Source organism: Bosea sp. 685 (assembly GCF_031884435.1).
Lineage (GTDB): Bacteria > Pseudomonadota > Alphaproteobacteria > Rhizobiales > Beijerinckiaceae > Allobosea.
The window spans coordinates 961243-986223 of record NZ_CP134779.1 but is presented as its reverse complement, the minus strand read 5'-3'; the positions used below and the strand labels follow the sequence as shown (position 1 = coordinate 986223).

The 24981-nt window shown below is 64.7% G+C and carries 27 protein-coding genes; 22 read left to right on the top strand and 5 right to left on the bottom strand.

Annotation, left to right across the window (positions count from 1 at the left end; translation table 11 throughout):
- Positions 1-151 precede the first annotated feature (151 nt).
- From RMR04_RS05685 to RMR04_RS05615, 15 genes are all read left to right on the top strand, one after another.
- Positions 152-427 carry a (2Fe-2S)-binding protein gene (locus RMR04_RS05685; RefSeq protein WP_311916064.1) on the top strand — a complete coding sequence of 92 codons (276 nt, stop codon included), beginning with the start codon at positions 152-154 and terminating at the stop codon, positions 425-427.
- Positions 424-1842, top strand: a complete 1419-nt coding sequence (locus RMR04_RS05680) for an NAD(P)/FAD-dependent oxidoreductase (RefSeq protein WP_311913475.1) — start codon at positions 424-426, stop codon at positions 1840-1842. Before RMR04_RS05685 ends, RMR04_RS05680 begins: the two co-directional genes overlap by 4 nt.
- Entirely contained in the window at positions 1839-2960 is a 1122-nt protein-coding gene (locus RMR04_RS05675) for an NAD(P)/FAD-dependent oxidoreductase (RefSeq protein WP_311913474.1), read from the top strand. Before RMR04_RS05680 ends, RMR04_RS05675 begins: the two co-directional genes overlap by 4 nt.
- Positions 2957-3985 carry a dihydrodipicolinate synthase family protein gene (locus tag RMR04_RS05670; protein ID WP_311913473.1) on the top strand — a complete coding sequence of 343 codons (1029 nt, stop codon included), beginning with the start codon at positions 2957-2959 and terminating at the stop codon, positions 3983-3985. The genes RMR04_RS05675 and RMR04_RS05670 overlap by 4 nt, the downstream gene beginning before the upstream one ends.
- A 148-nt stretch (positions 3986-4133) precedes the next feature.
- Positions 4134-4979: a helix-turn-helix domain-containing protein gene (locus RMR04_RS05665; RefSeq protein WP_311913472.1), complete on the top strand. Its 846-nt coding sequence runs from the start codon at positions 4134-4136 to the stop codon at positions 4977-4979.
- Between the two features lie 136 nt (positions 4980-5115).
- Positions 5116-8076 carry a xanthine dehydrogenase family protein molybdopterin-binding subunit gene (locus RMR04_RS05660; protein ID WP_311913471.1) on the top strand — a complete coding sequence of 987 codons (2961 nt, stop codon included), beginning with the start codon at positions 5116-5118 and terminating at the stop codon, positions 8074-8076.
- The gene (locus RMR04_RS05655) at positions 8073-8900 is read left to right on the top strand and encodes an FAD binding domain-containing protein (protein ID WP_311913470.1); all 828 of its coding nucleotides are present in this window, start codon (positions 8073-8075) and stop codon (positions 8898-8900) included. Before RMR04_RS05660 ends, RMR04_RS05655 begins: the two co-directional genes overlap by 4 nt.
- Positions 8888-9412, top strand: coding sequence for a (2Fe-2S)-binding protein (locus RMR04_RS05650; RefSeq protein ID WP_311913469.1), 525 nt, complete (start codon positions 8888-8890; stop codon positions 9410-9412). The genes RMR04_RS05655 and RMR04_RS05650 overlap by 13 nt, the downstream gene beginning before the upstream one ends.
- Entirely contained in the window at positions 9405-10946 is a 1542-nt protein-coding gene (locus RMR04_RS05645) for an AMP-binding protein (RefSeq protein WP_311913468.1), read from the top strand. The genes RMR04_RS05650 and RMR04_RS05645 overlap by 8 nt, the downstream gene beginning before the upstream one ends.
- 35 nt (positions 10947-10981) lie before the next feature.
- Complete coding sequence (locus tag RMR04_RS05640) at positions 10982-11785, top strand: enoyl-CoA hydratase/isomerase family protein (protein ID WP_311913467.1); 804 nt, start codon at positions 10982-10984, stop codon at positions 11783-11785.
- Between the two features lie 82 nt (positions 11786-11867).
- Positions 11868-13064: an ABC transporter substrate-binding protein gene (locus RMR04_RS05635; protein ID WP_311913466.1), complete on the top strand. Its 1197-nt coding sequence runs from the start codon at positions 11868-11870 to the stop codon at positions 13062-13064.
- A 71-nt stretch (positions 13065-13135) separates the two neighbouring features.
- Positions 13136-14026, top strand: coding sequence for a branched-chain amino acid ABC transporter permease (locus tag RMR04_RS05630; RefSeq protein ID WP_311913465.1), 891 nt, complete (start codon positions 13136-13138; stop codon positions 14024-14026).
- Positions 14019-15074, top strand: a complete 1056-nt coding sequence (locus RMR04_RS05625; protein ID WP_311913464.1) for a branched-chain amino acid ABC transporter permease — start codon at positions 14019-14021, stop codon at positions 15072-15074. The genes RMR04_RS05630 and RMR04_RS05625 overlap by 8 nt, the downstream gene beginning before the upstream one ends.
- Positions 15071-15811 (top strand): ABC transporter ATP-binding protein, encoded by a 741-nt coding sequence (locus tag RMR04_RS05620; protein ID WP_311913463.1) that lies wholly within the window; start codon positions 15071-15073, stop codon positions 15809-15811. The genes RMR04_RS05625 and RMR04_RS05620 overlap by 4 nt, the downstream gene beginning before the upstream one ends.
- Before the next feature lie 10 nt (positions 15812-15821).
- Complete coding sequence (locus RMR04_RS05615; protein ID WP_311913462.1) at positions 15822-16529, top strand: ABC transporter ATP-binding protein; 708 nt, start codon at positions 15822-15824, stop codon at positions 16527-16529.
- Positions 16530-16750: 221 nt separating this feature from the next.
- Here the strand turns inward: RMR04_RS05615 and RMR04_RS05610 are convergent, their stop codons facing one another.
- The gene (locus tag RMR04_RS05610) at positions 16751-17026 is read right to left on the bottom strand and encodes a hypothetical protein (protein ID WP_311913460.1); all 276 of its coding nucleotides are present in this window, start codon (positions 17024-17026) and stop codon (positions 16751-16753) included.
- Between the two features lie 162 nt (positions 17027-17188).
- Complete coding sequence (locus RMR04_RS05605; RefSeq protein ID WP_311913459.1) at positions 17189-17410, bottom strand: hypothetical protein; 222 nt, start codon at positions 17408-17410, stop codon at positions 17189-17191.
- Positions 17411-17531: 121 nt separating this feature from the next.
- On the opposite strand from RMR04_RS05605, the gene RMR04_RS05600 reads away from it, so the two are divergent.
- Both RMR04_RS05600 and RMR04_RS05595 read left to right on the top strand, forming a co-directional pair.
- Positions 17532-17717, top strand: coding sequence for a hypothetical protein (locus RMR04_RS05600; protein ID WP_311913458.1), 186 nt, complete (start codon positions 17532-17534; stop codon positions 17715-17717).
- A gap of 15 nt (positions 17718-17732) precedes the next feature.
- Positions 17733-18020 (top strand): hypothetical protein, encoded by a 288-nt coding sequence (locus tag RMR04_RS05595; protein ID WP_311913457.1) that lies wholly within the window; start codon positions 17733-17735, stop codon positions 18018-18020.
- 624 nt (positions 18021-18644) lie between these two features.
- Here the strand turns inward: RMR04_RS05595 and RMR04_RS05590 are convergent.
- Positions 18645-19142, bottom strand: coding sequence for a hypothetical protein (locus tag RMR04_RS05590; RefSeq protein WP_311913456.1), 498 nt, complete (start codon positions 19140-19142; stop codon positions 18645-18647).
- 169 nt (positions 19143-19311) lie between these two features.
- Between RMR04_RS05590 and RMR04_RS05585 the strand changes: the two genes are divergently transcribed.
- Positions 19312-20211: a right-handed parallel beta-helix repeat-containing protein gene (locus RMR04_RS05585; protein WP_311913455.1), complete on the top strand. Its 900-nt coding sequence runs from the start codon at positions 19312-19314 to the stop codon at positions 20209-20211.
- Between the two features lie 88 nt (positions 20212-20299).
- Positions 20300-20458 carry a hypothetical protein gene (locus tag RMR04_RS05580; protein WP_311913454.1) on the top strand — a complete coding sequence of 53 codons (159 nt, stop codon included), beginning with the start codon at positions 20300-20302 and terminating at the stop codon, positions 20456-20458.
- Positions 20459-21292: 834 nt separating this feature from the next.
- Here the strand turns inward: RMR04_RS05580 and RMR04_RS05575 are convergent.
- Positions 21293-22093 (bottom strand): TIGR02391 family protein, encoded by an 801-nt coding sequence (locus RMR04_RS05575; RefSeq protein WP_311913453.1) that lies wholly within the window; start codon positions 22091-22093, stop codon positions 21293-21295.
- A 398-nt stretch (positions 22094-22491) separates the two neighbouring features.
- Here RMR04_RS05575 and RMR04_RS05570 point away from each other — a divergent pair, with 398 nt between their 5' ends.
- Both RMR04_RS05570 and RMR04_RS05565 read left to right on the top strand, forming a co-directional pair.
- Complete coding sequence (locus RMR04_RS05570) at positions 22492-22713, top strand: hypothetical protein (protein ID WP_311913452.1); 222 nt, start codon at positions 22492-22494, stop codon at positions 22711-22713.
- Positions 22714-22860: 147 nt separating this feature from the next.
- Positions 22861-23484 (top strand): recombinase family protein, encoded by a 624-nt coding sequence (locus RMR04_RS05565; protein WP_311916063.1) that lies wholly within the window; start codon positions 22861-22863, stop codon positions 23482-23484.
- 155 nt (positions 23485-23639) lie between these two features.
- Here RMR04_RS05565 and RMR04_RS05560 read toward each other — a convergent pair whose 3' ends face one another.
- On the bottom strand, positions 23640-23882 hold the full coding sequence (locus RMR04_RS05560; protein ID WP_311913451.1) for a hypothetical protein: 243 nt from the start codon (positions 23880-23882) through the stop codon (positions 23640-23642).
- Between the two features lie 299 nt (positions 23883-24181).
- On the opposite strand from RMR04_RS05560, the gene RMR04_RS05555 reads away from it, so the two are divergent.
- Positions 24182-24640, top strand: a complete 459-nt coding sequence (locus RMR04_RS05555) for a hypothetical protein (RefSeq protein WP_311913450.1) — start codon at positions 24182-24184, stop codon at positions 24638-24640.
- Positions 24641-24981 lie beyond the last annotated feature (341 nt).

Genomic DNA, 24981 nt, shown 5'->3' with positions numbered 1-24981 from the left:
CCCGAAGAGCCGTTGCGCGATGGCAGGATTTAGCGCCGCCGCCATTGCATGAACGGTAGACAGTTTGTATACATTCATGCGATCTGTAAAGTCGCAAATGGCGTCACGGCCTGCTCGATCCGCAGGCAGGCGAGGATGGGTTCGCGCGGTGATGAAGCGTCTTGTGCAGGATGAGCGGCCGCTCGTCGCGATCATGGTCGATGGCGAGAGCATCTCGGCGCGCGCAGGCGATCCGCTCGCGACGGCGCTTGCCCTGGCCGGGCGCCTGCGCTTGCGCGCGAGCCCCCATGGCGGGGCTCCGCGAGGCGCTTTCTGCCATATGGGCGTCTGCCAGGAATGTCTGCTCCACGTCGATGGCGCCCTGCGGCAGGCCTGTCTGACGCCGGTGCGCGCCGGCATGGCGGTCGAGCTGAGGGGCGTGCCGTGACGCATGACCTGATCGTGCTTGGAGCCGGTCCGGCGGGCGCCAATGCCGCAATGGCGGCAGCGCAGGTCGGGCTGAAGGTAGTCCTGCTGGACGAACAGGACGGTGCCGGCGGACAGGTTTGGCGCCAGCCGCTGCCTGGCCTCACAGTCCTGCCCGTCTCAGCGGAGGCGCGTAGCGGCGACGCCTTGAGGGCCGAGATCTCTGCCTCGAGTGTGGATCTGCGGCTCAGTCGCCGCATTTGGTCGGTCGGTGGACGCTTTCGAGTCGATGCACTCGGTCCACAAGGCAATGAGACCGTCGAGGCGCCGAGCCTGATCGCTGCGACCGGCGCGCATGAGCGCGTCGTGCCATTTCCGGGCTGGACCTTGCCGGGTGTCATCGGCCTTGCCGCCGCGACCGTGCTGATCAAGTCGCAGGGCGTGACACCGGGGCAAAAAGTCGTCGTCGCCGGTTGCGGACCGCTTCTCGTCGCTGTCGCGGCCGGCATCCTCAAGCTCGGCGGTGAGGTGGCGGGGATCATCGATCTCGCCGGCCGCCGCGATTGGCTCGCTGCCCTGCCGTCATTGGCGACGCAGCCAAGGCTGCTCGGGCGTGGCCTTGGTTGGGCGGCGAAGATCGGCGCAGCGCGCGTTCCAGTCTATTTCGGCCATGCCGTGAAGGCGGCGCAGGGTGAACATGCGCTGGAGCGCATCGTGATCGCGCCTGTCGGTCGTGACGGGGCTTATGCGAGCGGACCGGAGATCACCTTTGAGGCCGACGCGCTCTGCATCGGCCACGGGCTCGTTCCGGGCGCCGAGGTCACGAAGCTCCTGCGCGCCGAACATCGTTTCGATCGCCTGCGTGGTGGTTTCGTCCCGGTGCTCGACGCCTATGGCCGGACGACGGTCGAGCGCCTCTTTGCCTGTGGCGACGGCGCTGGCCTGCGCGGCGCCATCATCGCCGAGCAGGCCGGGCGTCTGGCGGGCCTCGCCGCTGCCCATGATGCCGGCGCCGTGCCTGCCGACCGCTTTGCGCAGATCGCAGATCCGATCCTGGCCGCGATATCGCGTGGCCGCCCCTTCTCGGACGCGATGGCCGGCATCATGGCGCTTCGTCCGGCGCAGGTGGCGGCGATCGCGCCGGAAACGGTCATCTGCCGCTGCGAGGATGTGACGCGCGGCGAGATCGATGCGGCGCATGAAGCGGGCGCGCATGACCTGAATCAGCTCAAGCATTTCACGCGCTGCGGCATGGGCCCGTGCCAGGGCCGCATGTGCGGCGACGTCACTGCGGAATTGCTGGCGGGCAAGCTCGGCTCGCGCGAGCAGGCCGGCTACTGGACCGGGCGACCGCCGCTGCGCCCCGTGCCGCTCGACGCCCTGATGGGAGCGTTCGACTATTCCGACATCCCCATTCCGGAGCCCGCCCCCCTGTGATCCGCGATCTCGCCGTTGTCGGGGGAGGAGTGCATGGTGCGACCGTCGCGTTGTTCGCGGCGCGCGGCGGCATGGATGTGACCCTGCTCGAGCGCGGCGCCCTCTGCCGCGAGGCATCCGGCGTCAATGCCGGCACGCTGACGATGCAGATGACGCGGGTCGCGCTGATCCCCTATGCGCTTCGCGCCCATGCGATGTGGGCCTCGGCGCGCGACTGGCTCGGACATGAGGTCGGGGTCGTGGTCTGCGACGGGCTCTCGCTTGCCTTCACCGAGCGGGAGGAGGAGCTTCTGACCTATCGCGCCGGCAAGCGGCGCGAGGCGGGAGCGCCGATCGAGCTGATCACGGGCGCACAGGCCAGCGCGGTCGAGCCAGGCGTCTCCGACAAGGTGCGGCTGGCCGGCTACTGCCGTGTCGATGGCTTCGCCAACGCCTATCTGACCGGGCTTGCCTACCGCCGCGCGCTTCTCGGCGAAGGCGTCGCTTTGCGCGAATACGCGCCCGTCACCGGTGTCGCGCGCGAGGCGGGCAGCTTCGCCCTGCAGACGCCAACCGGATTGGTGCGCGCGCGTCGCATCGTCCTTGCGGGTGGTGTCTGGCTCGAACCCATGCTGGCCTGGCTTGGCGTGCATCTGCCGATCAAGACGCTGGTGAACCAGCTCGCCGTCAGCGAGCGTGTCGCCCCTGTCATGCGCACCGTCGTCGGCATCGCCAACGGCCTGCTTTCGCTGAAGCAATATCCGCACGGCACCGTCGTGATCGGCGGCGGTTGGCAGGGCCTGGGTGATCGCGAGCGAGGCGGCGTCGAGCTCTTGCCCGACCGGCTCATCGGCAATGTCCGCCTGGCCTGCCACGCCATTCCGGCGCTGCGGAGCGCAAGGCTGGCGCGTGCCTGGGCCGGGCTCGAGGCCGAGACGAAAGATGCGCTGCCGGCCGTCGGCCCCGTTCCCGGCGTTGACGGCGCCTATGTCTGCGGCAGCGTCCACTCCGGCTATACGAGCGGCCCCTATATCGCGCGCCTGCTTGCCGACCACCTGCTCGGGCGCGAACCCGAACTTCCGCTCTTTCCGATCGATCGCCTGCTTGCGCCGGGCGACGCCCCGCGAGGCCCTGCATGACCAAGTCCTTATCCGAAACCAAATCCTATTCCGAAACCAAGCCCTTCTCCGAACGCCTGCGCGGCATCCATGCGGCGACGATCGTGCCGATGAAGCCGGACTTCTCGATCGACGAGGCCGCCTTGGCGCAGCATATTGCGTCCGTCACCGCCGTTCCCGGCATTAATGGGCTGCTGGTCAACGGCCATGCCGGCGAGAATTTCGTGCTCTCGCTGGCCGAGAAGCAGCGTGTCGTCGAGATCGCCCGCGAGCATTGCCCGCATGAGTGCCTCATCGTCTCCGGCGTGAACCACGAATCCAGCCTGGAGGCGGCGCGCGAAGCGGCCGTGCTGGAGGAGGCCGGCGCCGACGGGCTCTTGGTGTTTCCGCCCAATAGCTGGGCGCTCGGGCATGCCGATGCCTGCGTGATCGAGCATCACGAGCGCGTGCGCGACGCCACGAGCGCGCCGCTGATGCTTTACGGCGCGCCGGTCAGCGCCGGTGCCATGGCCTATTCGCCGGCCGTGCTGGGCCGCCTGGTCACGGATCCGCGCTTCCTGGCCATCAAGGAGGGAAGCTGGGAAGTGGCGGCCTATGAGGAGAATCTGCGGCTGATCCGGGCGCTTCGCCCCGATTTCAGCGTGCTGGGCTCGGGCGATGAGCATCTGCTGACGAGCTACATCATCGGCAGCGCCGGCAGCCAGGTCAGCCTGGCAGCGGTGGTGCCGGAACTCGTGGTTGCGCTCTGGAACGCGGCCGAGGCCGGCGATTGGACGCAGGCGCGGGCGGTGCATGAAAAGCTCTATCCGCTCTCCGTCGCCGTCTATCGCGATGCGCCGGGCGGACGCGCGACCGCACGCCTCAAAGCCTGCCTGAAGCTCCTGGGACGTCTCCCGAACGATGTGTTGCGCCCGCCGCAGCCCTGCGCGACGGCGGACGAATTGCGCACGCTCGCGGCGGCACTCGATATCGCCGGCTACGAGATTCGGCCCATTGGCGTGGACGCCGTCACGGGAGCAGCACTGGGAAGGCGAGCCAGTCGATGAGCCAGCCGAGCGACGCTTCATGAGTGCGGCCACGGCATGATCTCGAAACGGTCCACGCAGGAACGATGCTTGCAGCACCGGTAAGGCGACCGCTACTGTATGAGGACGGGGATCAAGAGCTGGAAATCAGCCGGAGCGAGGAAACGGCATGTCGGATGCCTTGCGCATTGCGCATGGAGCCTTCGGGCGGGTGGCGTTGCTCGACATGGACCGAAGCCTGGTCCGGCACGCGCATCCCCATTGCCATGTCCTGCTCAAGGTCGATGGCGACGATACCCAGTTCCTCGTCGGCGACCATGTCGCGCCCCTGACCGATGATCTCGCGGTGCTGGTCAATGCCTGGGAGAGCCACGCCTATATTCACGACTCGCGCCGCAAGAACGCACTGATCCTGGCGCTGTATATCGAGCCGGACTGGCTGCGCAGATTCCGGCCGAACTGGGCCGCGAGCGGCGCTCCGGGGTTCTTCGAACATTCGGCCGGCGAGGTTACGGCTCATATCCGCCAGACCGCGCTCGACCTTGCCGCCGAGATGGTTCACGAGCCCGGCGCCTCGCATCGGCAGGAGAGCCTGCTCTCGGAACTGATGATCGCGGTGATCGAGCGCTTCACGCCCTGGCGCACTATCGGCGCCTCGCTGCGCGAGATCGCGCGCGCCAATGCGATCGACTGGCGCGTCGGCAAGGCGATTTCGCTGATGCGGACCGATCCGGCCGCTCCTCTGAGCATCGACAGGCTGGCGAAGGAGGCAGGTCTTTCGCGGGCGCATTTCTTTCGCATCTTCGAAGACTCCACCGGCGTGACGCCGCATGTCTTCCTGAACGTCGTCAAGGTCGAGATGGCGGTCGGTGCGATCGTCGAGGGCGAGGAGACCTTCTCGGCGATTTCGGACCGGCTCGGCTTCAGCGTGCCCGCCCATTTCACCCGCTTCTTCCGCGATCACTGCAGCGTCGCGCCGAGCGCCTTCAGGCAGGTGGCGCGGCTGGGCCGGTAGGAAGCCTTCCGCCGCCGCATCATTTTGAGACTTTTCGGTAAGTCGCGAGACCCTGCGGGATCGCGCCACGACCGCTGATCGCCGAGCCTCCCACCCCAGACGCCCATCAAGAGCGCGTCATCGGGAGCAGGCGTCGGTGCGGCCAGAAACCATCTCATGGACGGGACAATCGGTGGAGCGCGTCGAGGACGCAGCCCTGCTGACCGGCCGTGGCCGTTTCATCGACGATCTCGGCGTCAGGCCCGGCACACTCCATGCCGCCATCCTGCGCTCGCCCCATGCCCATGCCGATATCCTCTCCATAGACGCTGCGACTGCCGCCGCCATGCCCGGCGTCGCCGCGATCGTCACGGGCCGCGACCTCGCGAGGCTGACGACGCCGATGGTTGCGGGCCTCAAGGTCGCGGTCGAGAACTGGCCGATGGCCGTCGAGCGCGTGCGCTATGTCGGCGAGCCGGTCGCGATCGTTGTCGCGCAGGATCGGTATCTTGCCGAGGACGCGCTGGACGCGATCGAGATCGAATACGCACCGCGCGCTTGCGTCGTCGATCCGCTGGCGAGCCTCCGGGCCGATGCGCCGATCCTCCACGACAAGGCCGGAGCCAACCTCGTCAGCGACCGGTGCTTTCGCTATGGCGAGCCGGAGGCCGCCTTCGCGAAGGCCGCCCACCGCATCGAAGTCTCGATCGCCTATCCGCGCAATACCGGCTCGCCGATGGAGACCTTCGGCGTCGTCGCCGACTACGATCCCCATGAGGACGCCTACGAGATCCTGGCGAATTTCCAGGGGCCGTTCAGCATCCATGCAGTGATGGCGCGCTGCCTGAAGGTCCCGGGCAATCGGCTGCGCCTGCGCATGCCGCCGGATTCGGGCGGCAGTTTCGGCGTCAAGCAGGGCGTCGCGCCCTATGCGGTGCTGATCGGCGTGGCAGCGCGGATAGCTGGCGCCCCAGTCAAGTGGATCGAGGACCGGCTCGAGCACCTGAGCGCCGCCGTGGCGGCGACGAACCGCGTCACGACGCTGAAGGCCGCCGTCACCAGCGAGGGCCGCATCATGGCGCTGGACTGGGACCAGGTCGAGGATTGCGGCGCCTATCCGCGTGCGCCCGAGCCCGCCACGCTCTACCGCATGCACGGCAACATGACCGGCGCCTACGACGTCCGGAATCTCACCATCCGCAACCGCGTTGTGCTGACCAACAAGGCCCCGACCGGCCTCGTGCGCGGCTTCGGCGGCCCGCAGGTCTATTATGCGCTGGAGCGGCTGATGCAGCGCATCGCCGTCGCGCTCGGGCTCGATCCGCTGGCCGTGATCCGCGCCAACCTCATTCAGCGCGGGCAGTTTCCTTACCGCACAGCCTCCGGCGCGCTTTACGATTCCGGCGACTATGTGAAAGCAATCGACCTCGCCGTGGCAGACGGCAGGCTCGCCGAGCTGGAGAGGCGCCGCAATGAGGCCCGCGCCGCCGGCAGGCGCTACGGCATCGGCTTTGCGGCCGCCGTCGAGCCCAGCGTCTCCAATATGGGCTACATCACCACGGTTCTCACCGCAGCCGAGCGGCAGAAGGCCGGGCCCAAGAACGGCGCGCAGGCGACGGCGACCGTATCGCTCGATCCCGTCGGCTCGGTCAGCGTCCATGTCGCCTCGGTGCCGCAGGGACAGGGACACCGCACGGTGCTGGCGCAGGTCGTGGCCGATGTCTTCGGCCTGCCGCGCGAGGCCATCAGCGTCGTCGTCGATCTCGATACGGGCAAGGACGCCTGGTCGATTGCATCAGGCAATTATTCCAGCCGCTTTGCGGCGGCCGTCGCCGGCACGGCGCATCTGGCTGCGACCCGCCTGCGCGACAAGCTGGCTGCGATCGCCGCGAGCCAGCTCGGAGTCGCGCCCGCACAGATCGGCTTTGCGGGCGGCGCCGTCTTCGCGACGGGCGACGCGACCAAAACACTGCCCTTCGGCCGCGTCGCCGCGCTCTCGCACTGGTCGCCGGCGCTGCTGCCCGACGGCGTCGATCAGGCGATCCGAGAGACCGCCTTCTGGACGCCGCCGGAGCTCTCCGCGCCCACGCAGGATGACCAGGTCAACTCCTCGCTCTGCCACGGCTTCATCTTCGACATGGCGGGAGTCGAGGTCGATCTCGACACCGGCAAGGTTCGCATCGACCGCTATGTCACCATGCATGATTGCGGGCGCGTGCTGCATCCCGGCATGGTCGAGGGGCAGATCAGGGGCGGCTTCGCGCAGGCCCTGGGCGCGACCTTCTACGAGGAGCTCGCCTATGCCGACGATGGCGCTTTCCTGACCGGCACCTTCGCCGATTACCTGCTGCCGACCGCGACCGAGACGCCCGATATCGCGATCCTGCATATCGAGACGCCATCGCCCTTCACGCCGCTCGGCGCCAAAGGCGTCGGCGAAGGCAATTGCATGTCGACGCCGGTCTGCCTCGCCAATGCCGTGGCCGACGCATTCGGGGTCGCGGAACTCAATCTGCCGCTGACGCCGGCGCGGGTCGCCGCGCTCGTCGCCGCCCCCGAGCCGGCGAGGCCAGCATCGGATCGCGGCCGGGCGGCGGAGCTGGGCGCAGCCAAGCCCGGCGACCGCACGCTGCGCGGGGAAGGACAGACCAAGGTCGCTGCCACGCCTGACGCGATCTGGGCGATGCTGCTCGATGCCGAGCAATTGGCATCGATCATCCCCGGCTGCCACGGCGTCAGGAAGCTGTCGGAGACTCATTTCAAAGCCGATGTGACGCTCGGCGTCGGCCCGGTGAAGGGCCGCTACAAGGCCGAGATCAGGCTCTCGGACCTTGATGAGCCAAAAGCCGCGACGCTGACCGGCTCGGTCTCCGGCGCGCTCGGCGCCGGCGGCGGGTCTGGCCGCGTGATCCTGTCGGCTGGCGAAGGCGGGCTGACCGTCATCTCCTATAGCTACGAGGCCGCTGTCGGCGGCAAGGTTGCGGCCATCGGCGGACGCCTGCTCGACGGCGCGGCCAAGGCCATCATCGGGCAGTTCTTCGCGGCGCTTGCGCGCAAGGCCGCCCCGGCAAGCGCCAAGACCGGCTTCTTCGCCCGCTTGTTGGGGAGGCGCGGATGAAGCCCGCGGCTTTCGACTATATCCGTGCCGGCGACCTGTCCGAGGCCCTGGACGCGCTCGCCCGGCATGGATCGGATGCCCGCATCATCGCCGGCGGCCAATCACTGCTGCCGATGCTGAACATGCGGTTGGCGAAGCCCGCCGTGCTGATCGACGTGATGGGCATTCCCGAGCTGGACAAGGTTCGGCGCGAGGGCGACGCCATCATCGTGCCCGCCGGCGTGCGGCAGGCCGCACTGATGCGCCGGCCCGACCTCAGTACCGAACAGCCGCTGCTGGCGGCCGCGCTGCCCTGGCTCGGCCATTACCAGACGAGGGCACGCGGCACCGTCTGCGGCTCGGCCGCCCATGCCGATCCGAGCGCCGAGATTCCGCTTTGCCTGGTGGCGCTCGAGGGCGAGATCAGGCTGCGCTCGCGCAAGACGAGCCGAACCGTGAAAGCGGGCGATTTCTTTGCCGGCATGATGGTGACCGACAAGGGCGACGACGAATTGATCGAAGCGGTCGTCTTCCCGGCCGCCCGCCCCGGAACCGGCCATGCCTTCAGGGAGGTGGCGCGCCGCCACGGCGATTTCGCCATCGTCGGCTGTGCGGCCGTGGTGACGGCGGATGCGATTCACCTCGCCGTCGCAGGCGTCGCCGACAAGCCGGAGCGCCGCAGCTTTCCTTTGCTGGACGGGTCTGCCCTTTCGGACGCGCTCAACGCCTTTGCCTGGGATCTCGACGCACGCGACGATTTCCATGCGACCGCGCGGCTGCGCCGCGACCTCGTACGCTCGCTCGGCCGTGAGACGATCGCGGAGGCGCGGTCATGTCGCGCCTGAACGCTACGGCGCGCCACCGCGTCGCCTTCACGTTGAACGGCAGGTCGGTGTCGCTGGAGGCCGAGCCGCGCCTGCTGGCAACCGATGCGCTGCGTCATGGCCTTGGCGCGACCGGGACCCATGTCGGCTGCGAGCACGGCGTCTGCGGGGCCTGCACCATCCAGATCGACGGCGCACCCGCGCGTGCCTGCCTGACGCTCGCGGTACAGCTCGAAGGCCGCGATGTCAGGACGGTGGAAGGCTTGAGCCCCGCTGCCGACAGGCTGTCGGTGATGCAGGCGGCCTTCCGCCGCCACCACGCTTTGCAATGCGGCTTCTGCACCGCCGGCATCCTGATCTCGCTCGACGCTTTCCTGCGCGAGCAGCCTCACCCGAGCGAGGAAGAGCTGCGCGAGGTCCTCAGCGGACATCTCTGCCGCTGCACCGGCTACACGCCGATCATCCGGGCCGCGCTCGATGCCGCCGCCCAGTTGCGCGATGCGCCATCCCTCCCGGAACCTGCCCATGTTTGATCTCGGCACCAGCTTCATGGCCAGCGTCGCACGCGATCCCGATGCGCTCGCGATCGTCGATGCCGATGTCCGGTTGAGCTATGCGCAATGGCTCGCGCGGATCTCGTCGCTGGTCGCAGCCTTCGACGGCATGGGCCTGAAGGCCGGCGAGCATCTCGTGACCGTACTTCAGAACCGCTGGGAGGCTGCGACCCTGCACTGGGCCTGCCAGTTCGCGGGGCTGACCATCGTACCGATCAACTGGCGCGCCAAAGCCGACGAGATCGATTTCGTCATCGAGAATTGCGGTGCCAAAGCGATCGCGTTCGAAGCCGTCGCCGGGCCGGCGATCAGCGAGAGCCGGCTCGCCTCATCCATCCCGCGCATCACTGTGGGGGCCGATGCGGGCCAGGCCGAGCTGACCTTCGCCGAGATGGTGGCGCAGCCTGCCGCCACAGCCGTTCCGCGCGTTGCCGCCGATGCCTGGTCGCTGATGCTCTATACCTCCGGGACCACGGCCAAGCCCAAAGGCGTGCCACGCCGGCACCGAGCCGAGCGCATGGCGGGCCTCGCCCATGTCGCCCAGAATCTTTATGCAAATGGCGAGCGCACGCTCGGCGTCATGCCGCTCTATCACACCATGGGCGTGCGCTCGCTCATCGCCATGTCGCTGATCGGCGGCGTCTTCGTCTGCCAGCCGCGCTTCGATGTCGGCCAGGCGCTGGCGCTGATCGAGGCCGAGGCGATCACCAATCTCTATCTCGTGCCGACGCTCTATCATGACGTCGTTCACCATCCGCTTTTCGCTCGGACGGACGTGACCAGCGTGCGCAAGCTCGGCTTCGCGGGTGCGCCGATGACCGACGGACTGCTCCGCAAGCTCACCGAGGCCTTTTCCCCGGAGCTCTTCGTCAATCACTACGGCTCGTCGGAAATCTATACCTTCACGATCAACCAGAACGCCGCGCGCAAGCCCGGCTGTGCCGGCAGGGCCGGCCTGAACCAGCTCATCCGCGTGGTCAAGCTCGGCGCGGCTTCGGCTGACGAGCTTGCCGTCGCCGGCGAAGAGGGCGAGATCGTCGCGCTGGCGGCAAGCGACGAGGCCTTCGAGGGCTACTGGAAGCGCCCCGAAGCAGACGCCAAGTCCCTGCGCGACGGCTGGTACTTCACCGGCGACACCGGCTATTTCGACGGCGATGGCGACCTCTACGTCTCAGGCCGCGTCGATGACATGATCATCACCGGCGGCGAGAACGTCTCCCCGGTCGAGATCGAAAGCTGCCTCTCGCTGCATCCGGGCGTGTCCGAGGTCGCCGTCGTCGGCCTGCCCGACGAACGCTGGGGCAAGATCGTCGTCGCCTTCGTCCGGCGCGCGGGCCCGGTCACCACTGACGAACTCGACCAGCATTGCAAGGCAGCCGGGCTCGCCAACTTCAAGCGCCCGCGACGCTTCGAATTCGTCAAGGCGATCCCGAAATCGCCCGTCGGCAAGCTGCTGCGCCGTGAACTGGTAGCCGGCGCCTACGAACGCGAACAGCCCGCCACCGCCGGATGACCGTCTCCCTTCACAACGAGCGAAAGACCAACCCTATGAACGCCCCGACCCCGCTTCATCCCGCATTGGCCGATCTGGACGGCTTCAACGTCGAGATCGACGCCGCCCGCGAGCGCGCCGACATCATCCTTGGCCGCCCGCCGATGAATGTGATCTCGATGCCGCAGCGCGACCAGTTGCGGAAGGTGTTCGAGGCGCTGGATGAGGACGATCGCGTTCGCGTCATCGTGCTGCGCGCCATCGGTGAGAACTTCTCCTCCGGCGGCTACATCAAGGGCTTCCTCGAAGCCTCGCCCGAGCATGTCTCCAAGCTCGCCTGGAACATCGCCGCCCCGGCGCGCTGCACCAAGCCGGTGATCGTCGCCAATCGCGGCTATGCCTTCGGGGTCGGCTTCGAGATCTCGCTCGCCTGCGATTTCCGCATCGTCTCGGAGACCTGCCAATACGCATTGCCCGAGCAGAAGCTCGGCCAGATTCCAGGCTCCGGCGGCTCCGCCCGGCTGCAGAAGATGGTCGGCATCACCCGGACCAAGGACATCGTGATGCGTTCGAAGCGCATCTCCGGACAGCAGGCCTATGACTGGGGCGTGGCCACCGAATGCGTGCCCGACGCCGAGCTGGAAGCGGCCACCGACCGACTGGTCGATGAACTGCGCGGCTTCTCGCCGATCGCCCAGCGCACCGCCAAGAAGCTGCTCAACGACACCGAGGATTCGACGCTCACCATCGCGATCGAGCTGGAGGGGCATTGCTACAGCCGCCTGCGCCAGTCCGACGATTTTCGAGAGGGCGTCGAGGCCTTCCACGCCAAGCGCGCCCCGAAATTCAGCGGGCGTTGAGCCTATCCGCGCGGCGAAGGACACGCCGCGCGACCGCCTGAAGCTGTCCAACCATAACAAGCCAAGCAAGAGGGAAACGACCATGAAGACCGCCGCCAAGACGATATTAGCCAAGACGACATTCGCCGCCGGCCTGCTGGCCGCGACAGCCCTGAGCGGGAGCGCATTCGCCCAGTCGGGCCCGATCAAGATCGGCGTGGTCACGCCGCTCTCGGGAACCTACACGCCGATCGGCCAGCAGGTCCGCTGGGGCCTCGAACTCGCAGCGAAAGAAATCAATGCGACCGGCGGCATCGCCGGGCGACAGGTCAATCTGCTGTTCGAGGACGAGGAGGCGAACCCGTCGGTTGCCGTGCAGAAGGCCGAGAAGCTGTTCCAGGTCGAAAAAGTCGACTTCCTGACCGGCACCGTCAATTCCGGCTCGACGCTCGCCGTCGCCCAGCTCGCAGAGCGCAATGCCAAGCTGGCGGCAACGACGGTCTCCTTCGCCGACTCGATCACCACGGACAAATGCTCGCCCAACATGTTCCGGGTGAATGCGCGTGCCGAGCAGCAGTCGGTGGCGCTCGCGGCCTGGCTCGCCAAGGAGAAGCCCAAGGCCAAGGTCTACTATCTCGGGCCCGACTACGAGATGGGCCGCTCTACCGTCGCCGCCTTCAAGTCGAGCGCGGAGAAGGGTGGAGCGCAGAGCGGCGGTGAGGTCTTCGCGCCGCTCGATTCCAAGGATTACACGCAGTATTTCGGCCAGATTCGCGCGACCCGCCCGCAGGTGCTCTACACCTCCGTCGCCGGCAACGACACGGTGCGGCTGCTGACGCAGTTGCAGGATTTCGGACTGCTCTCGGGCCTGACCGTGGTGGGCGCATCCGGCACCGTGACCTCGCAGAACATCACCGCGATCGGCGCGGCCGCGGAGGGCTTCGCCACCGGCGTCGGCTATTCCCCGCAGATCGACAGCCCCGCGAACAAGACCTTCGTCGACGCGTTCCGCGCGGCCAACAAGACCGATCCCGATCTCTACGGCGCCGATAGCTATGGCCTGCTCTTCGCCTACAAGGCAGCCGTCGAGAAGGCGGGCTCGACCGAGACCGACAAGGTCCGCGAGGCCTTGCGCGGCCTGAGCTGGCAGACCCCGCAGGGCACCAAGACCATCCGCGCCGGCGACCACCAGGCCATGCAGCCGATGTATGTGGTGCGCGTGACCAAGGGCAAGTTCGACATCATCGACAACGTCTCCTCGGAAAACGCCATCGGCCCCGACACCTGCACGCGGTTCTGAGCCGCCACGGCACGACCCCTCCCCCTTATGGGGAGGGGCGACAGCGCCGAGCCCTTCATCGAGGCCCCGCCATGACCCCCGTCGACTATCTTCAATTCGTCCTCGCCCCGCAGGTCGTCAACGGGCTCGCGCTCGGGGTCGCGGTCGTGCTGGTGGCGCTGGGGCTGACCATCATCTTCGGCATGCTCGACGTCATCAATATGAGCCATGGCGAGTTCTACGCGATCGGCGCCTATGCCGCGCTGGCGCTCGGCGCGGCCGGCATCGGCTTCTGGTTCCTGCTGGTGCTGGTGCCGGTCCTGATGATCCCGCTCGGCATGGCCGCGGAACGGCTGCTGATCCGCCCGGTCTTCGACACCAGGGACCGCCACGTCACCACGCTGCTCGTGACCTTCGGCCTTGGCCTCATCGTCGAGGACGTGCTGAAGATCGTCTTCGGCGCCAACACCCAGCGCCCGCCAACCCCAATCCCCGGCGCGACCGAGATCTTCGGCATCATCCTGCCGAACTACCGGATCTTCCTCATTCTGGTCGGCGCGGCGATCGTGCTGGGCGTGGCCTTTGTCGTCTACAAGACGCGGCTGGGCGCGATGGTCCGCGCCGCCGCCTTCGACCGCAACATGGCGGCCTCGCTCGGAGTGCCGGTCTCGCTTGTCTATGCCGGCACCTTTGCCTTCGGCGTCAGCCTTGCCGGGCTCGCCGGCGTGCTGCTCGCACCGATCTACTCGGTCTTCCCGACCATGGGGCGCGACTTCATCCTGCTCGCCTTCACGGTCGTCATCGTCGGCGGCATGGGCTCGATCTGGGGCGCGGTCGTCGCCGGCCTCCTGCTGACCCAGGTCCAGGCGCTGGCGAGCCTCGTGATCTCGCCGGTCTGGACCGATCCGATCGTATTCGGGACCATGGTCGCCTTTCTGGTTTTCCGCCCGCAGGGCCTGTTCGGGAGGCTCGGCCATGCATGACCGGCTGACGCAATCCATGCGCGCGAGCCATCTGCTCGCGCTGCTCTTCGTCCTCGCCGCGCTTGGCCTTGCAGCCATGGGCGCTGCGACTGGCGACACCTTCTATCTGCGGCTCGGTACGGAAGCGCTGATCTTCGCCGGACTCGCCCTTTCGGTCGATCTGCTGCTCGGCTATTCCGGCGCGCTCTCGCTCGGCCAGGCACTCTATTTCGGCATCGGCGCCTATGTCTCGGCTCTGACGTTGATGAAGCTGCCCTCCTTCTGGCTCGCCATGGGCGCAGCCTTCCTGGCGACGCTGATCGCGGCCGTCATCGGCGGGCTGATCGCCAACCGGGTGCGCGGCGTCTATTTCGCGCTGATCACCTTCGGCCTGGCGCAGGTCATGGCCAAGGTCGTCTACAACACCCGCGAACTGGGCGCCTCCGACGGCATGATCGGCATCCCCGTTATCGAGATCGGGCTGGGGCCGTTCACGGTCTCGGCGGGCAGCCCTGTCGGCTTCTTCCTGATCGTGCTCGCCATCATCATGGCGCTCTATGCGCTGACCGCCTATCTGCTCGACACGCCCTTCGGCCGCGTCCTCACCGCGCTGAAGGCCAACGAGAAGCGCGTGCCGTTCCTCGGTTACTCGGTCTGGCGCGCGCGCATGGCGGCCTATGTGCTGGCTGGCGTGATCGCGGGGCTGTCGGGCGCGCTGTATCCGATGCTGCGCGGCTTCGTCTCGCCGGAGCTGATGTTCTTCGCGACCTCCGGCAATGCGGTGATCTCGGTGGTGCTCGGCGGCGTCGGCACGCTGATCGGAGCGATCTACGGCTCGGTCCTGCTCGTCATCCTGAAATCGATCATCGGCAGCTGGACCGAGCACCACCTCATCGTCATCGGCCTGCTCTTCATGCTGTGCGTGATGTTCCTGCCCAAGGGGCTGGTGGGCGTTGTGCGTCCCGCCATCGAAACCTGGCTCTCGCGCCGGCGCCCTGCCGCCGTTGCGATGGCAGCCCCCGCGGACCTGCCTGCAATCGTCGCCGAAACCGCGAGGACCTCCCCATGAAGCCGGTTCTCGACATTCGCGATCTCGGCATCTCCTTCGGCGGCCTCAAGGCCGTCGATCAGGTCAGCTTCCAGGCGCAGCGCCACAGGATCACGACCGTGATCGGCCCCAACGGCGCGGGTAAATCGACTCTGTTCAACCTGATCAGCGGGGCGCTCAAACCCCATCATGGCCAGGTCCTGATCGACGGCGTCGACATGACAGGTGCTGCGCCCGAGCGCACCAAGGCTGCCGGGCTTTCGCGCTCCTTCCAGATCACCAGCCTGTTTCCGGAACTCACCGTCGCAGAGAACCTGAGGCTGGCGGCGCAGGTGCTGGAGCCGACCGGGCGCGCCTTTCTGCCTGTCGGCCGCTCGACGCGGGCGCTGGCCAAGACCGGCCAGATGCTGGAGCGCTTCCAGCTCGCCCATAAGCGCGACGATCTCGCCGGAAACCTCTCTCATGGCGACCAGCGCCGGCTCGAGATCGCGGTCTGCCTCGCCTCGGAACCGAAGATCCTGCTGCTCGACGAGCCGACGCAGGGCATGAGCCATGGCGACACGGCCGAGACGGCCAGGCTCGTGCGCAGCCTGACCGACGACGTCACCATCCTCCTGATCGAGCACGATATCGGCCTCGTTATGGACCTGTCGGACCATGTCGTGGTCATGCATCAGGGCCGCAAGCTGGCCGAAGGCCCGCCCGATCTGGTGCGGGCCGATCCTGCCGTCCAGGCCGCCTATTTCGGACATGCGTGAGGAACCGGCCATGCTCGCCATCAGCGGACTGCACAGCCATTACGGCCGTAGCCACATCATCCAGGGCGTCGATATCACGGCGGGCCCAGGCGAGGTCATCGGCATCTTCGGCCGCAACGGCGTCGGCAAGACGACGCTGCTCAAGACCATCGCGGGCTGGGTCCGCCCCAGCGAAGGCGCGATCCTGCTCGACGGCGAGACGCTGACCGGCCTGACGCCCGACCGCATCTGCCATGCCGGCGTCGGCTTCGTGCCGGAAGACCGGCGCATCTTTCCAGGGCTGACCGTGGAGGAAAACCTCTCGCTCGGCCTTCTCCAGGTCAAAGGCCGATCATCGAAGGACGAGAAGCGGACGATCGAGGGCATCTATGACCGCTTTCACCGCCTCGGCGAGCGTCGCCACCAGCTCGGCACGACCCTGTCGGGCGGCGAGCAGCAGATGCTGGCCATGGCCCGCGTGATGGTCGGCAAGCCGCGGCTCGTCCTGATCGACGAGCCGAGCGAGGGCCTTGCCCCGATGATCGTCGCCGAGATCTTCGCGATCGTGCGCGAACTGCGCGACCAGGGCGCGATCATCCTGCTGGTCGAGCAGAACGTGCATGAAGCGCTGTCAGTCGCCGACCGTTTCCACGTCGTCGAACGCGGCCAGATCGTCTTCAGCGGCGAGGCCGAGTCTCAGCCGGATCGCGAGCAACTGCTGCGGCTCATCGCTGTCTAACTGCGACGCGTCGGGCGGACGCGCAGATCGCCCGGATCTCGGACATAACAGCCAATGCTCCGCACATGCCGACTGCCGGCTTCGAGAACAGGCCAAGCCCTATCGAAAAGGAGAATTGGGCGCTTCCCCCGAGAGACGTTGGATTGGATGGCTGAGTCAGGACGAGCGGCTCGGTGACATATTGCACGGCACCGGGATCGATCCGGCTACGACGCCGGTGCTCACTCGGCTCGCGCTGCTCTCGGGCGACGCTCGCAGGGGCTCGCGACCGGCGCCACCTCCGTGACGATCTCGGCGTCCGGCAAACTCACGCAGCACCGCTTGGCCACCACGGCCGCGACCTTGACCAGATCGACGGACCCGTCGACGACAACCGCGCGGAGATCGTGGTCAGCATCGATCATGCTGCGAGCATCGCGACCGAGTTGCTTGGCCAACTCGAGATAGATCAGCTGCCCGAGCCGTTGCAGTTCAGAATCGGAGAGTCCCTCACACATCGCACACACCCGCCCACGGACGCGCTGGCGCCCTTGGACGGTAGATGGTGGCAACGGGTCGGCTGCGCCAGAGGCTGTCGTCAGCAGGGCTGTTGGCCCGGCACTGCAGCCGCGGCCGGCTCTGGCCGGCGGCAAGCCTGATCCACCCGTACCCCGGGTGGCCTAAATCCACTGACTGATGGTGCCAGGGCCGATTTGATGCAGATCAAGTTCTGAATCGCTCAGGCGCCGCTGCAGTTTGAAGACCGGATCTGGCGGCAAGCCCGAATGGGCCGTCAGGGCCAGGACTGCAGCCTCTTCCGAATCCGCTTCGACAAAGAAGACCTGCTTCATGGTCTGATTCGCCGAGGTCACTTCGATCTGAAATGCTTTTATCAAACTCATTCACGTCGCCCTTAGCTGAGGGGGCGCGGTAGCACGGCCGCCAGCGCCCGACCATCCGCGATCCTGGGCGACACGCTTTTCTGAACGGCGTCCGCCCGCAGGCATCCGCCGCAACGCCGCGATGGCCGGCGCGGAACTGGCGATGGCGCTCGATCGGCTCTGGGCGGAACAGGAAGCCGCCAGCATCCCGCTCGCCATCACCTTCGGCCGCTTCCACACCGACCCTGCCATGTATGGTTTGACCACAGTGCCAGGCGCCTTCGATTTCAGCCTCGATGTGCGCGCCTATGACCCCGCCGTGCTGTAGCAGCTTGAGGAGCGCATGCTGGCGATCGTCAGTGAGATCGAGGCGCAGCGTCATGTGAGCTTCGCCCTGGGCTCGCGCGCTTCCGCCAGCGTCGGCATGGTCGACCCAGCGGTCGCAGCCCAGCTCCAGGCGGCGGCGCAGGGCCTTGGCCTGCCCGACACGATGATGGGAAGCCCCGCCTCGCATGAGGCCACTGATGTCGAAGGGGCCATCGCTCTTGTGGGCAAACTCACATTGAGACGAGCGAGCGGCACGGTTGCGCGCTACCGTTCAAGTACCCGTTTCCCGAGATATGTTCGATGACTGAGTTTGACACGATCTACCATGTAGCTCCCGCTGGCTTGGCCCCGGGGACGAAAGTCGAGCCCGGCTCTTGGGGAAGGCAAATCAAGCAGTTCTCACCACAGCGTATGCCAACGAATGCACCCGCTTGGCAGGTAATGCTTTGGGAGATAGCGTTGGAAAGTGCCAGATTGGCCGCAGCCCCGTCAGCCGCATCGCGGCTGGAATGTGTGTTCGCTTGCGAGCATCTCCAGCTTGCTCAAGAATTCCAGCGAAAGTTCAGGCCTCGCTCCGCAATCTATCAAATTGACGGAAGCGGCCCGAAGGCAGGTTGGTTCCGCGGCGATTTTTCGCTGATTTCGTCTGGCATTAGCGCCGACAGCTACACTCTAACGTATCCGCCTCGAGCGTCTCTGTACTGGAGCGCGGCGCCTAGCGGTGATGTAGAACTCCTCATTCCGCACCCTGTAATCCTAATTGGACGGGCCGCGTAAGCCGCAACCGAAGTCGCTGCCCGGGCATCCCGAAGCGCAACGAGTGCTGGAGGGCCTGACCGGGTCGACCGACTGGGATGCGCGCGGGATCAAGGCATCCCTGGCGAGGCTGCCATCGCGCTGCGGGCCGCGATCGAGCGCTATGATCGAGCTATCGAAGGTCTTTTTTGAAAAAAATTAAGTGAAGGGCCTCCTCCGGGATCTCTGCTTCGAATTCCATTTGCGGAACATCTGGATTTGCGGCGGCCCAATGCACTGCGAGGGACTTTAATACCCGTAATACGATCTTATTGAGAGATAACAGTCTTTCTACGTAATCGAGGCCGGCTATAACGCCGCTAGGACTGGAAAATGAGATGCCTTCTATAGTTTGAAAGCGATGGATAACAGAATTTCTCTTGTCCAAAAATTCATCAAGAACAGCGAGGAAATCATCATTCAGATCAACGTATTTTTGTATGCCGTCAATCATTTGTCCAAGTGTCATCTTTTTGTTTCGAAGATTGAGGAGCTTCTCAAGCGTCATCGTCGGGCCGAGATCGAGGATGTAAGTGAATGCGAGGTTCATCATCCGTTCGGTCGTCTGAGTTTGCACGACGGCTAAGCCGATCGCAGCAAGAAGTTCTTTTTGCGCCTCGTCTGCAGTCATAGAGCACAAGAAACACAGCAACCGTCGCTTCGACAACGAAAAAGGGCCGAGCCGCTTTCGGAACCTGCCCCCGCCATCAAAGCGCCCAAAGCGCGCGGACCGACGCGCGTCGGTAGACAAGCTCCCGCATAGCGTGTGCAATCATCCCCCAATGTGAGGAGCGCCATAGATGAGCCAGGTCATTTCGCCGCTGATATTCAACTCGTTCACCCCTGCGGCCATGTCGCAAAACCGCACCTCGCTCCAGACCGCAATCGGGGCTGGAGGCAGCTATCAGATCCCCTCGGGGGTGATCGCCTATAACACTCAGATCGGCCAATACTCGTCCAACTTGCCATTGAACCTCGTCGGAGATGGCAAGCAGATCACGCGGCTTTACCCAACAGGTTTTTCGGGGCCGGCGATCGAGTTCGGCATCCCGGCCAACGGAAACACGGTGCTATGTCTCGAAAAATTCGACATCGTCGGCGATCAGTCGCAGGTTCTACTTCATGTGCAGAATGTCTCAGCGCCAATTTTTCGCGATCTGACACTCGATAATGGCTACTACGGAATGCAGATGCTCAACACTTGGGCCTCAATTCTGGAGAATTGCTTCTTCGTCAATTCAAAAGGCATCGGCCTCTATATTGAGGGGGCCACGACTTCTAACGGCTATGCCCTGAAGAATTGTAGGTTCTTCAACTGCGGCCATCCGAACACTCAAGCGGCATTGGTCGTATCGAGCGGCGATGGTATCTACATTGGGCAAATCGATCTCGAAGGGTGCTATGCCGGCATTCAATTGGACGGGTGCACTGGCGTGCATATCGACACCCCATACATCGAAAGAAATGCTCACAACCCGCTGGCCTTCATCTCACCGTGCCAAGGCATTGCAATAACCGGGGGTTGGATCGCTGGTGAGTCCGGACAGCCTCCGTCCGAGTGGTACATCGGGAACGTCCAGCACCTTAAGCTCAACGGAACCACGCTCTTCAATCTCACGGTGAAGGTCGAATCCGCCTCGACTTCCGACGTTGATTTCTCAACCTGCAAATTGATCAACACCACGATCCAATACGTCTGAACGCAAGGAGCATTGCTCCCTCACCGACTCGCCGGCGATCGTCACCGCACGCAGATTCCTTTCGAGGGCACCGGCCGGAGGCGAAATCATGTCGATTCTCGGTCACAAGACGCTCGCGGAGGCCGAGCGCTACACGCGCGACGCTGATCAGCAGCGCCTCGCACGAGTCGCCGTCGCCCGCCTGGAAGCACATGGCGAGAACAGAATTTCCCAAACCCAACCTGACGAGTTTGGAGAAAATCCCTAAAAGTGAAGGAAAATCCAAGCCGATAAGCGCGAGATGGCGCTCCCATGGGGAATCGAACCCCAGTTTTCGCCGTGAGAGGGCGAAGATACATTTAACTGTATCATATTTCTCAGTCACTTAGATGACTTCTGTAGGCAAACGCTGTAGGCACTCCTACAGGGACGCCTTGAGACGCGCGAAGACGCCTCGGGATGTCGTGCAGGCTCTCGGCGGGTGGGCCAGTCAGGGGACTGACGACGACTACGGGAGCGGGCTAGGGCCGGAGTTTCTGGCGGAATATGTGGCGAAGGCGGAGTTTGCTGGGCTGGACCTGAAGCACCTTGTATTCTCACCGATTGGTGGCATCGTAACTTGATATAACCACGGGATACCACGCCAAGATGCCGAACGACTTGTTCCCGAACCTAAACTGGATACCGAACTTTTTGGAGAAGGCCGACGCGCCGGCGGTGTGGGCTTCGATTGCAGCAGTTATTTTGGTGATCGCTTTCATTTACCTCGGGCGAAAAAGCCGCAGGGGATAATCTGCCGCGAAAATCTGAAAGCCTACCCTTCTCCGGCCGCTTTCCCGTTCCCCCCGTCCACCCTCGCGTGTCCTGTAGGTCGCTATCAGGTATGCCGGAGGTTCCCACCGTGACCTCCCCGAGTTCGCCATGGTGTCGCGCGTCTTGAGACCCCTGACATGGGTGAGGGTTTTGGAGAGCCGGAAGCAGAAGAGGCCCTCCGGCTGGGGCTTCGATGAGGATTTCCGGAAAGCGCCGCTATTCGGGCAGTCGGTGGCGTTTGAGGTGGAGATGAAGGGGCGGAAGGAGTGCAGCACTGAAGCCGTTACAATCATACTTCGGCACCATCAAGTAGCTTGGCCAACAGGCTAACGAACGCAATGAACTCAAGTGCCCGCTCCGGATCGTCTTTAATGAAGCCGTGGGCACGGGGGTTCCTGAGGCCGGAAACCGCACCGGAGAACATCTGCATAAAGCCCTTCTGCTCGTCTTTGTCAGATTGATCTTGAAGCTGATTAAACTTCACGATCGGATTGGTTGGATTAAATGCTCGCTCCATAAGGGTAGTTCCATCTTGCTCAAGACCACTGCGGAGGCGCACCAGCCCATTAAGAGCCTTAACTGACGCCTCGATGGCATTCGCGTAGTGAGCATCGCGGTAAAGTTTCGAGGCCGCTCTTGCAATCTCCGGATGCAGTTCCAACCCATCGTAAGCTCTGACGATGCGGTTACCAGGGTCTTCCTCATCGCCGTTTACCTGTTCCGCCAGGATGTCTACCAGCGTGGCGAGAGTGGCTATAGCTCGCCCCACCTTGTCTTTAACAGTATCGATATTGCCTCGCAGCGAAGTGTCCATACCGCTATAATAAAACCCTAATTGCGGGCGAAAAGTATCAATGCTGTACTCATCATACTCAAGTGTCTCTGCGCCATAGATTTCTCGAAGCGTTGCGTTGATCTTTTGAGAGTACGTATCGAGCGTGTGCCCGCCCGTGGTGTTGTCCAGAGAACCGATATCGAGCGCCTTCAACTCTTCTAGGCGACGCTTTATCTTCGGTATGGCGGCCTTAACTTGCATGAGCGCGAGCACTGCCGGCCGCTTGTCAGGCTGCTTGTCAGGTTTGCGTGCCATCTCTGTTCCTCGAAGCGCGGGACACAAGTTAACGAAGATAGCCGCCCGTTCCTGATATCCAAAGGGAAGCTACCGCACGAGCATCGAACCCTCCATTGCAGTCTTCTCAAGACAGAGGATATCCCCGCGAAAAAATCTCTCAGCCCACCTCTCTCCGGCCGCCCCTCTATTCCCCCCCGTGCCACCCTCGCGTTTCCTGTAGGTCTCCATCACGCATCCTGCCGGACTCCTGAAGGCCCTCTTGCCGGCACGGGTCGGGAGCGTACAGGCCGTTGCGGAGGAGGGCCGGTACTGGCCTAGCCGGGAGGCACAACCGGCCATCCTTGCCATGAGGACTGCGCTATCTGGCCGGGCTTCAATCTGGCATCGTGCGCCCGGCTCCCGCGAGGACATCAGCGATGGCGATGGCGAAGGCGTCAAAGGCCGCAAGCGATACGACAACAGCCGAGCGTATGTCTCACGCGGACGCCGGCCGCATCCTCATGGACATCTGGAGCCGGACTCAGGTGGTCGCGATCCGCGCTGAAGGGCAGCGTGCTGCCGAGCTGAAGCGTGAGCTTGAAGCACTCTCTGTTGCCATGACGGCGCTGGAGGTTGTCACGCGCCTTGGCGGTGAGTGACGCTTTCGAGCGGACCACCGCGCGCACCATAGGTCACTTTGGTATGCCCGTGGAAGACCGGCAGAAGACGGCTCGAAATGACATATTGACCTATCCTTAGAAGACCCTTAGATAGTGACCTATCCAAAGAGGACTAGGGAGATGCATATGTTCGTCCGGGCCTATCTCAGAGCTTCCACCATAGAGCAGGACGCCACGCGAGCCCGTGAGCAGGTAGAAGCCTTCGCCAGCGAGCGCGGGCTGGTCATCGCTGCAACCTACACAGAGAACGAGAGCGGCGCTTCGCTCAAGCGTCCCGAGCTATTCCGGCTGTTGGCTGATAGCCGACCGGGGGACGTGCTCCTCATCGAACAGGTGGACCGCCTGTCTCGCCTCAACGCAGAGGACTGGTCCAAGCTCAAGGCCGAGCTGGCTTCCCGCCACGTTCGCGTCGTCGCGCTGGACCTGCCGACCAGCTGGGCCATGGCCGACCCCAAGGCCGACGAGTTCACGGTGCGGATGTTCGACGCCATCAACGCGATGATGCTGGACATGCTCGCCGCCATCGCCCGCAAGGACTATGAGGACCGCCGCCGCCGCCAGGCGCAAGGGCAAGCCACGGCGAAGGCAGAGGGTCGCTACAAGGGCCGCCCGGCGAACGCGGAGCGCAACGACAACATCGCATCTCTGCTTAAGGCGGGAATGTCATGGGCGAAGGTGCAAGCCATCACCGGATGCAGCCGGGGGCAGGTGGCCAAGATCGCGAAAGAGACGGCTCAGGAAGCGGCATAGGGAAGCCTGCGATCACCCATCAGGTCGCCCGCAAGAGCCCGTCAGGAATGGCGGGCTTTTCCTTGTCGCCAGAACTAAGGCGACCTTGGGGGGGCTACCAGCTCCGCCGCAGTGCCGGAACTGTCTACGCGAAACACCAACAAACTCCGGAGGTCTCAGCGCGACCTAGCAGCCTCTCTTCGGGCGACCTGTCGGGCAACCTCATCCCATAGCTTCGCAGCCCTTTTGTCTCCCCGCTGCCGGGCGAGTTCAGCGACCTGACGGGCCACCTCTAGCGCCTGAGGACCCTTCTGTTTGACCAACAGTTTCGCCTCATACCTTGCAAGCAGCCGCTTGCCGAATACAGCCTCGACGGCCAGCCAACCGATGTCACTCCAGAACTGGAAGGTGTTGAACATGCTGGCTCAGGGGGACCGCAGCGGAGGAAGGGGGCGGCAGCATAATCGCCATGCGCTCCTACAACTGGCAACACCCCTTCCCGCTACGGGCCTAGACCGTACAGGCCCATCAGCGCCCTGCCCGCCCCATGTCTACCTTGGACCATTCCCGGCCGTCCTGAAGGCCCACCCTGCGCCCCTCCCAACTCATCACAGAAATGACTCGATGACCCCTGATCGAGTCACAAAAGTCATTGGACGGGGTACGGGGGAGGACTCATGAAAGGGTAGCCATAAGGCTTTCCGAGCGGGGTTCTGTCGTGAACAAAAGCAATTTGATAGACTTCAGTCAGTACGTCGAAATCCCGGCCCTCGGAACAGCTTGGTTCAATCGAGATAGAGAGCCCCAAGACTGGCACCGTTTCTTGATGGTTGAGGTTGGGCGCGAGGGCGCAACTGTCGATGATGACGGCGTTGAGGTGAAGGGTACAGGGCGGATACGGTCGCTCGAACTGAGGAGCGGCCGATGGCTGCTATGTTTGGACGCGCGCGTCTCAGGTCCGTTCACGATAGACGATATGGTCGCGGCAGTGGCCGGCAAGCCGGTAGTGGCGGGTCCTCCGCTGCGGGGCAATGCCACAGTCTGGCTCATGGCGGCCGCTCCTACCCTTGCCATGCTCGCCATCGCGGGTGGCCTGTTCGGCGGTCTCTTCAAGCACTTCATCGCGAAGCCCTTGGGTAGGCTGGACGGACCCACTGGTGCCCTGCCGGAAGCCTGAAGCGGCTTCACTTTTCCAGTACCAGCCGGGCCGGGGCGGAGCAATCCACCTCGGTCTTTTCGTATTCAGACCCGAGGCATCACGACCATGACGACCACCCGACAGGCAATCCTAGCGGCCACCCTCGGCTCCCTCACGCTTCTCACAGGATGCATTACGGCAGGCTCGGAAGGCCCCACGTCCAACAGGATGAACCCGGCGGGCTCGCTCTCAGATCGACGGGAGGCTCTACGGACTGTGAAGGTGGTCGATAAGGCTCCTGCGGGAGCGACGAGCTTGGACGGCATATCCGTGACGAGGTGTCACCGGAGCTTCCTCGCAGAGGCCCCGGATGATCAAGC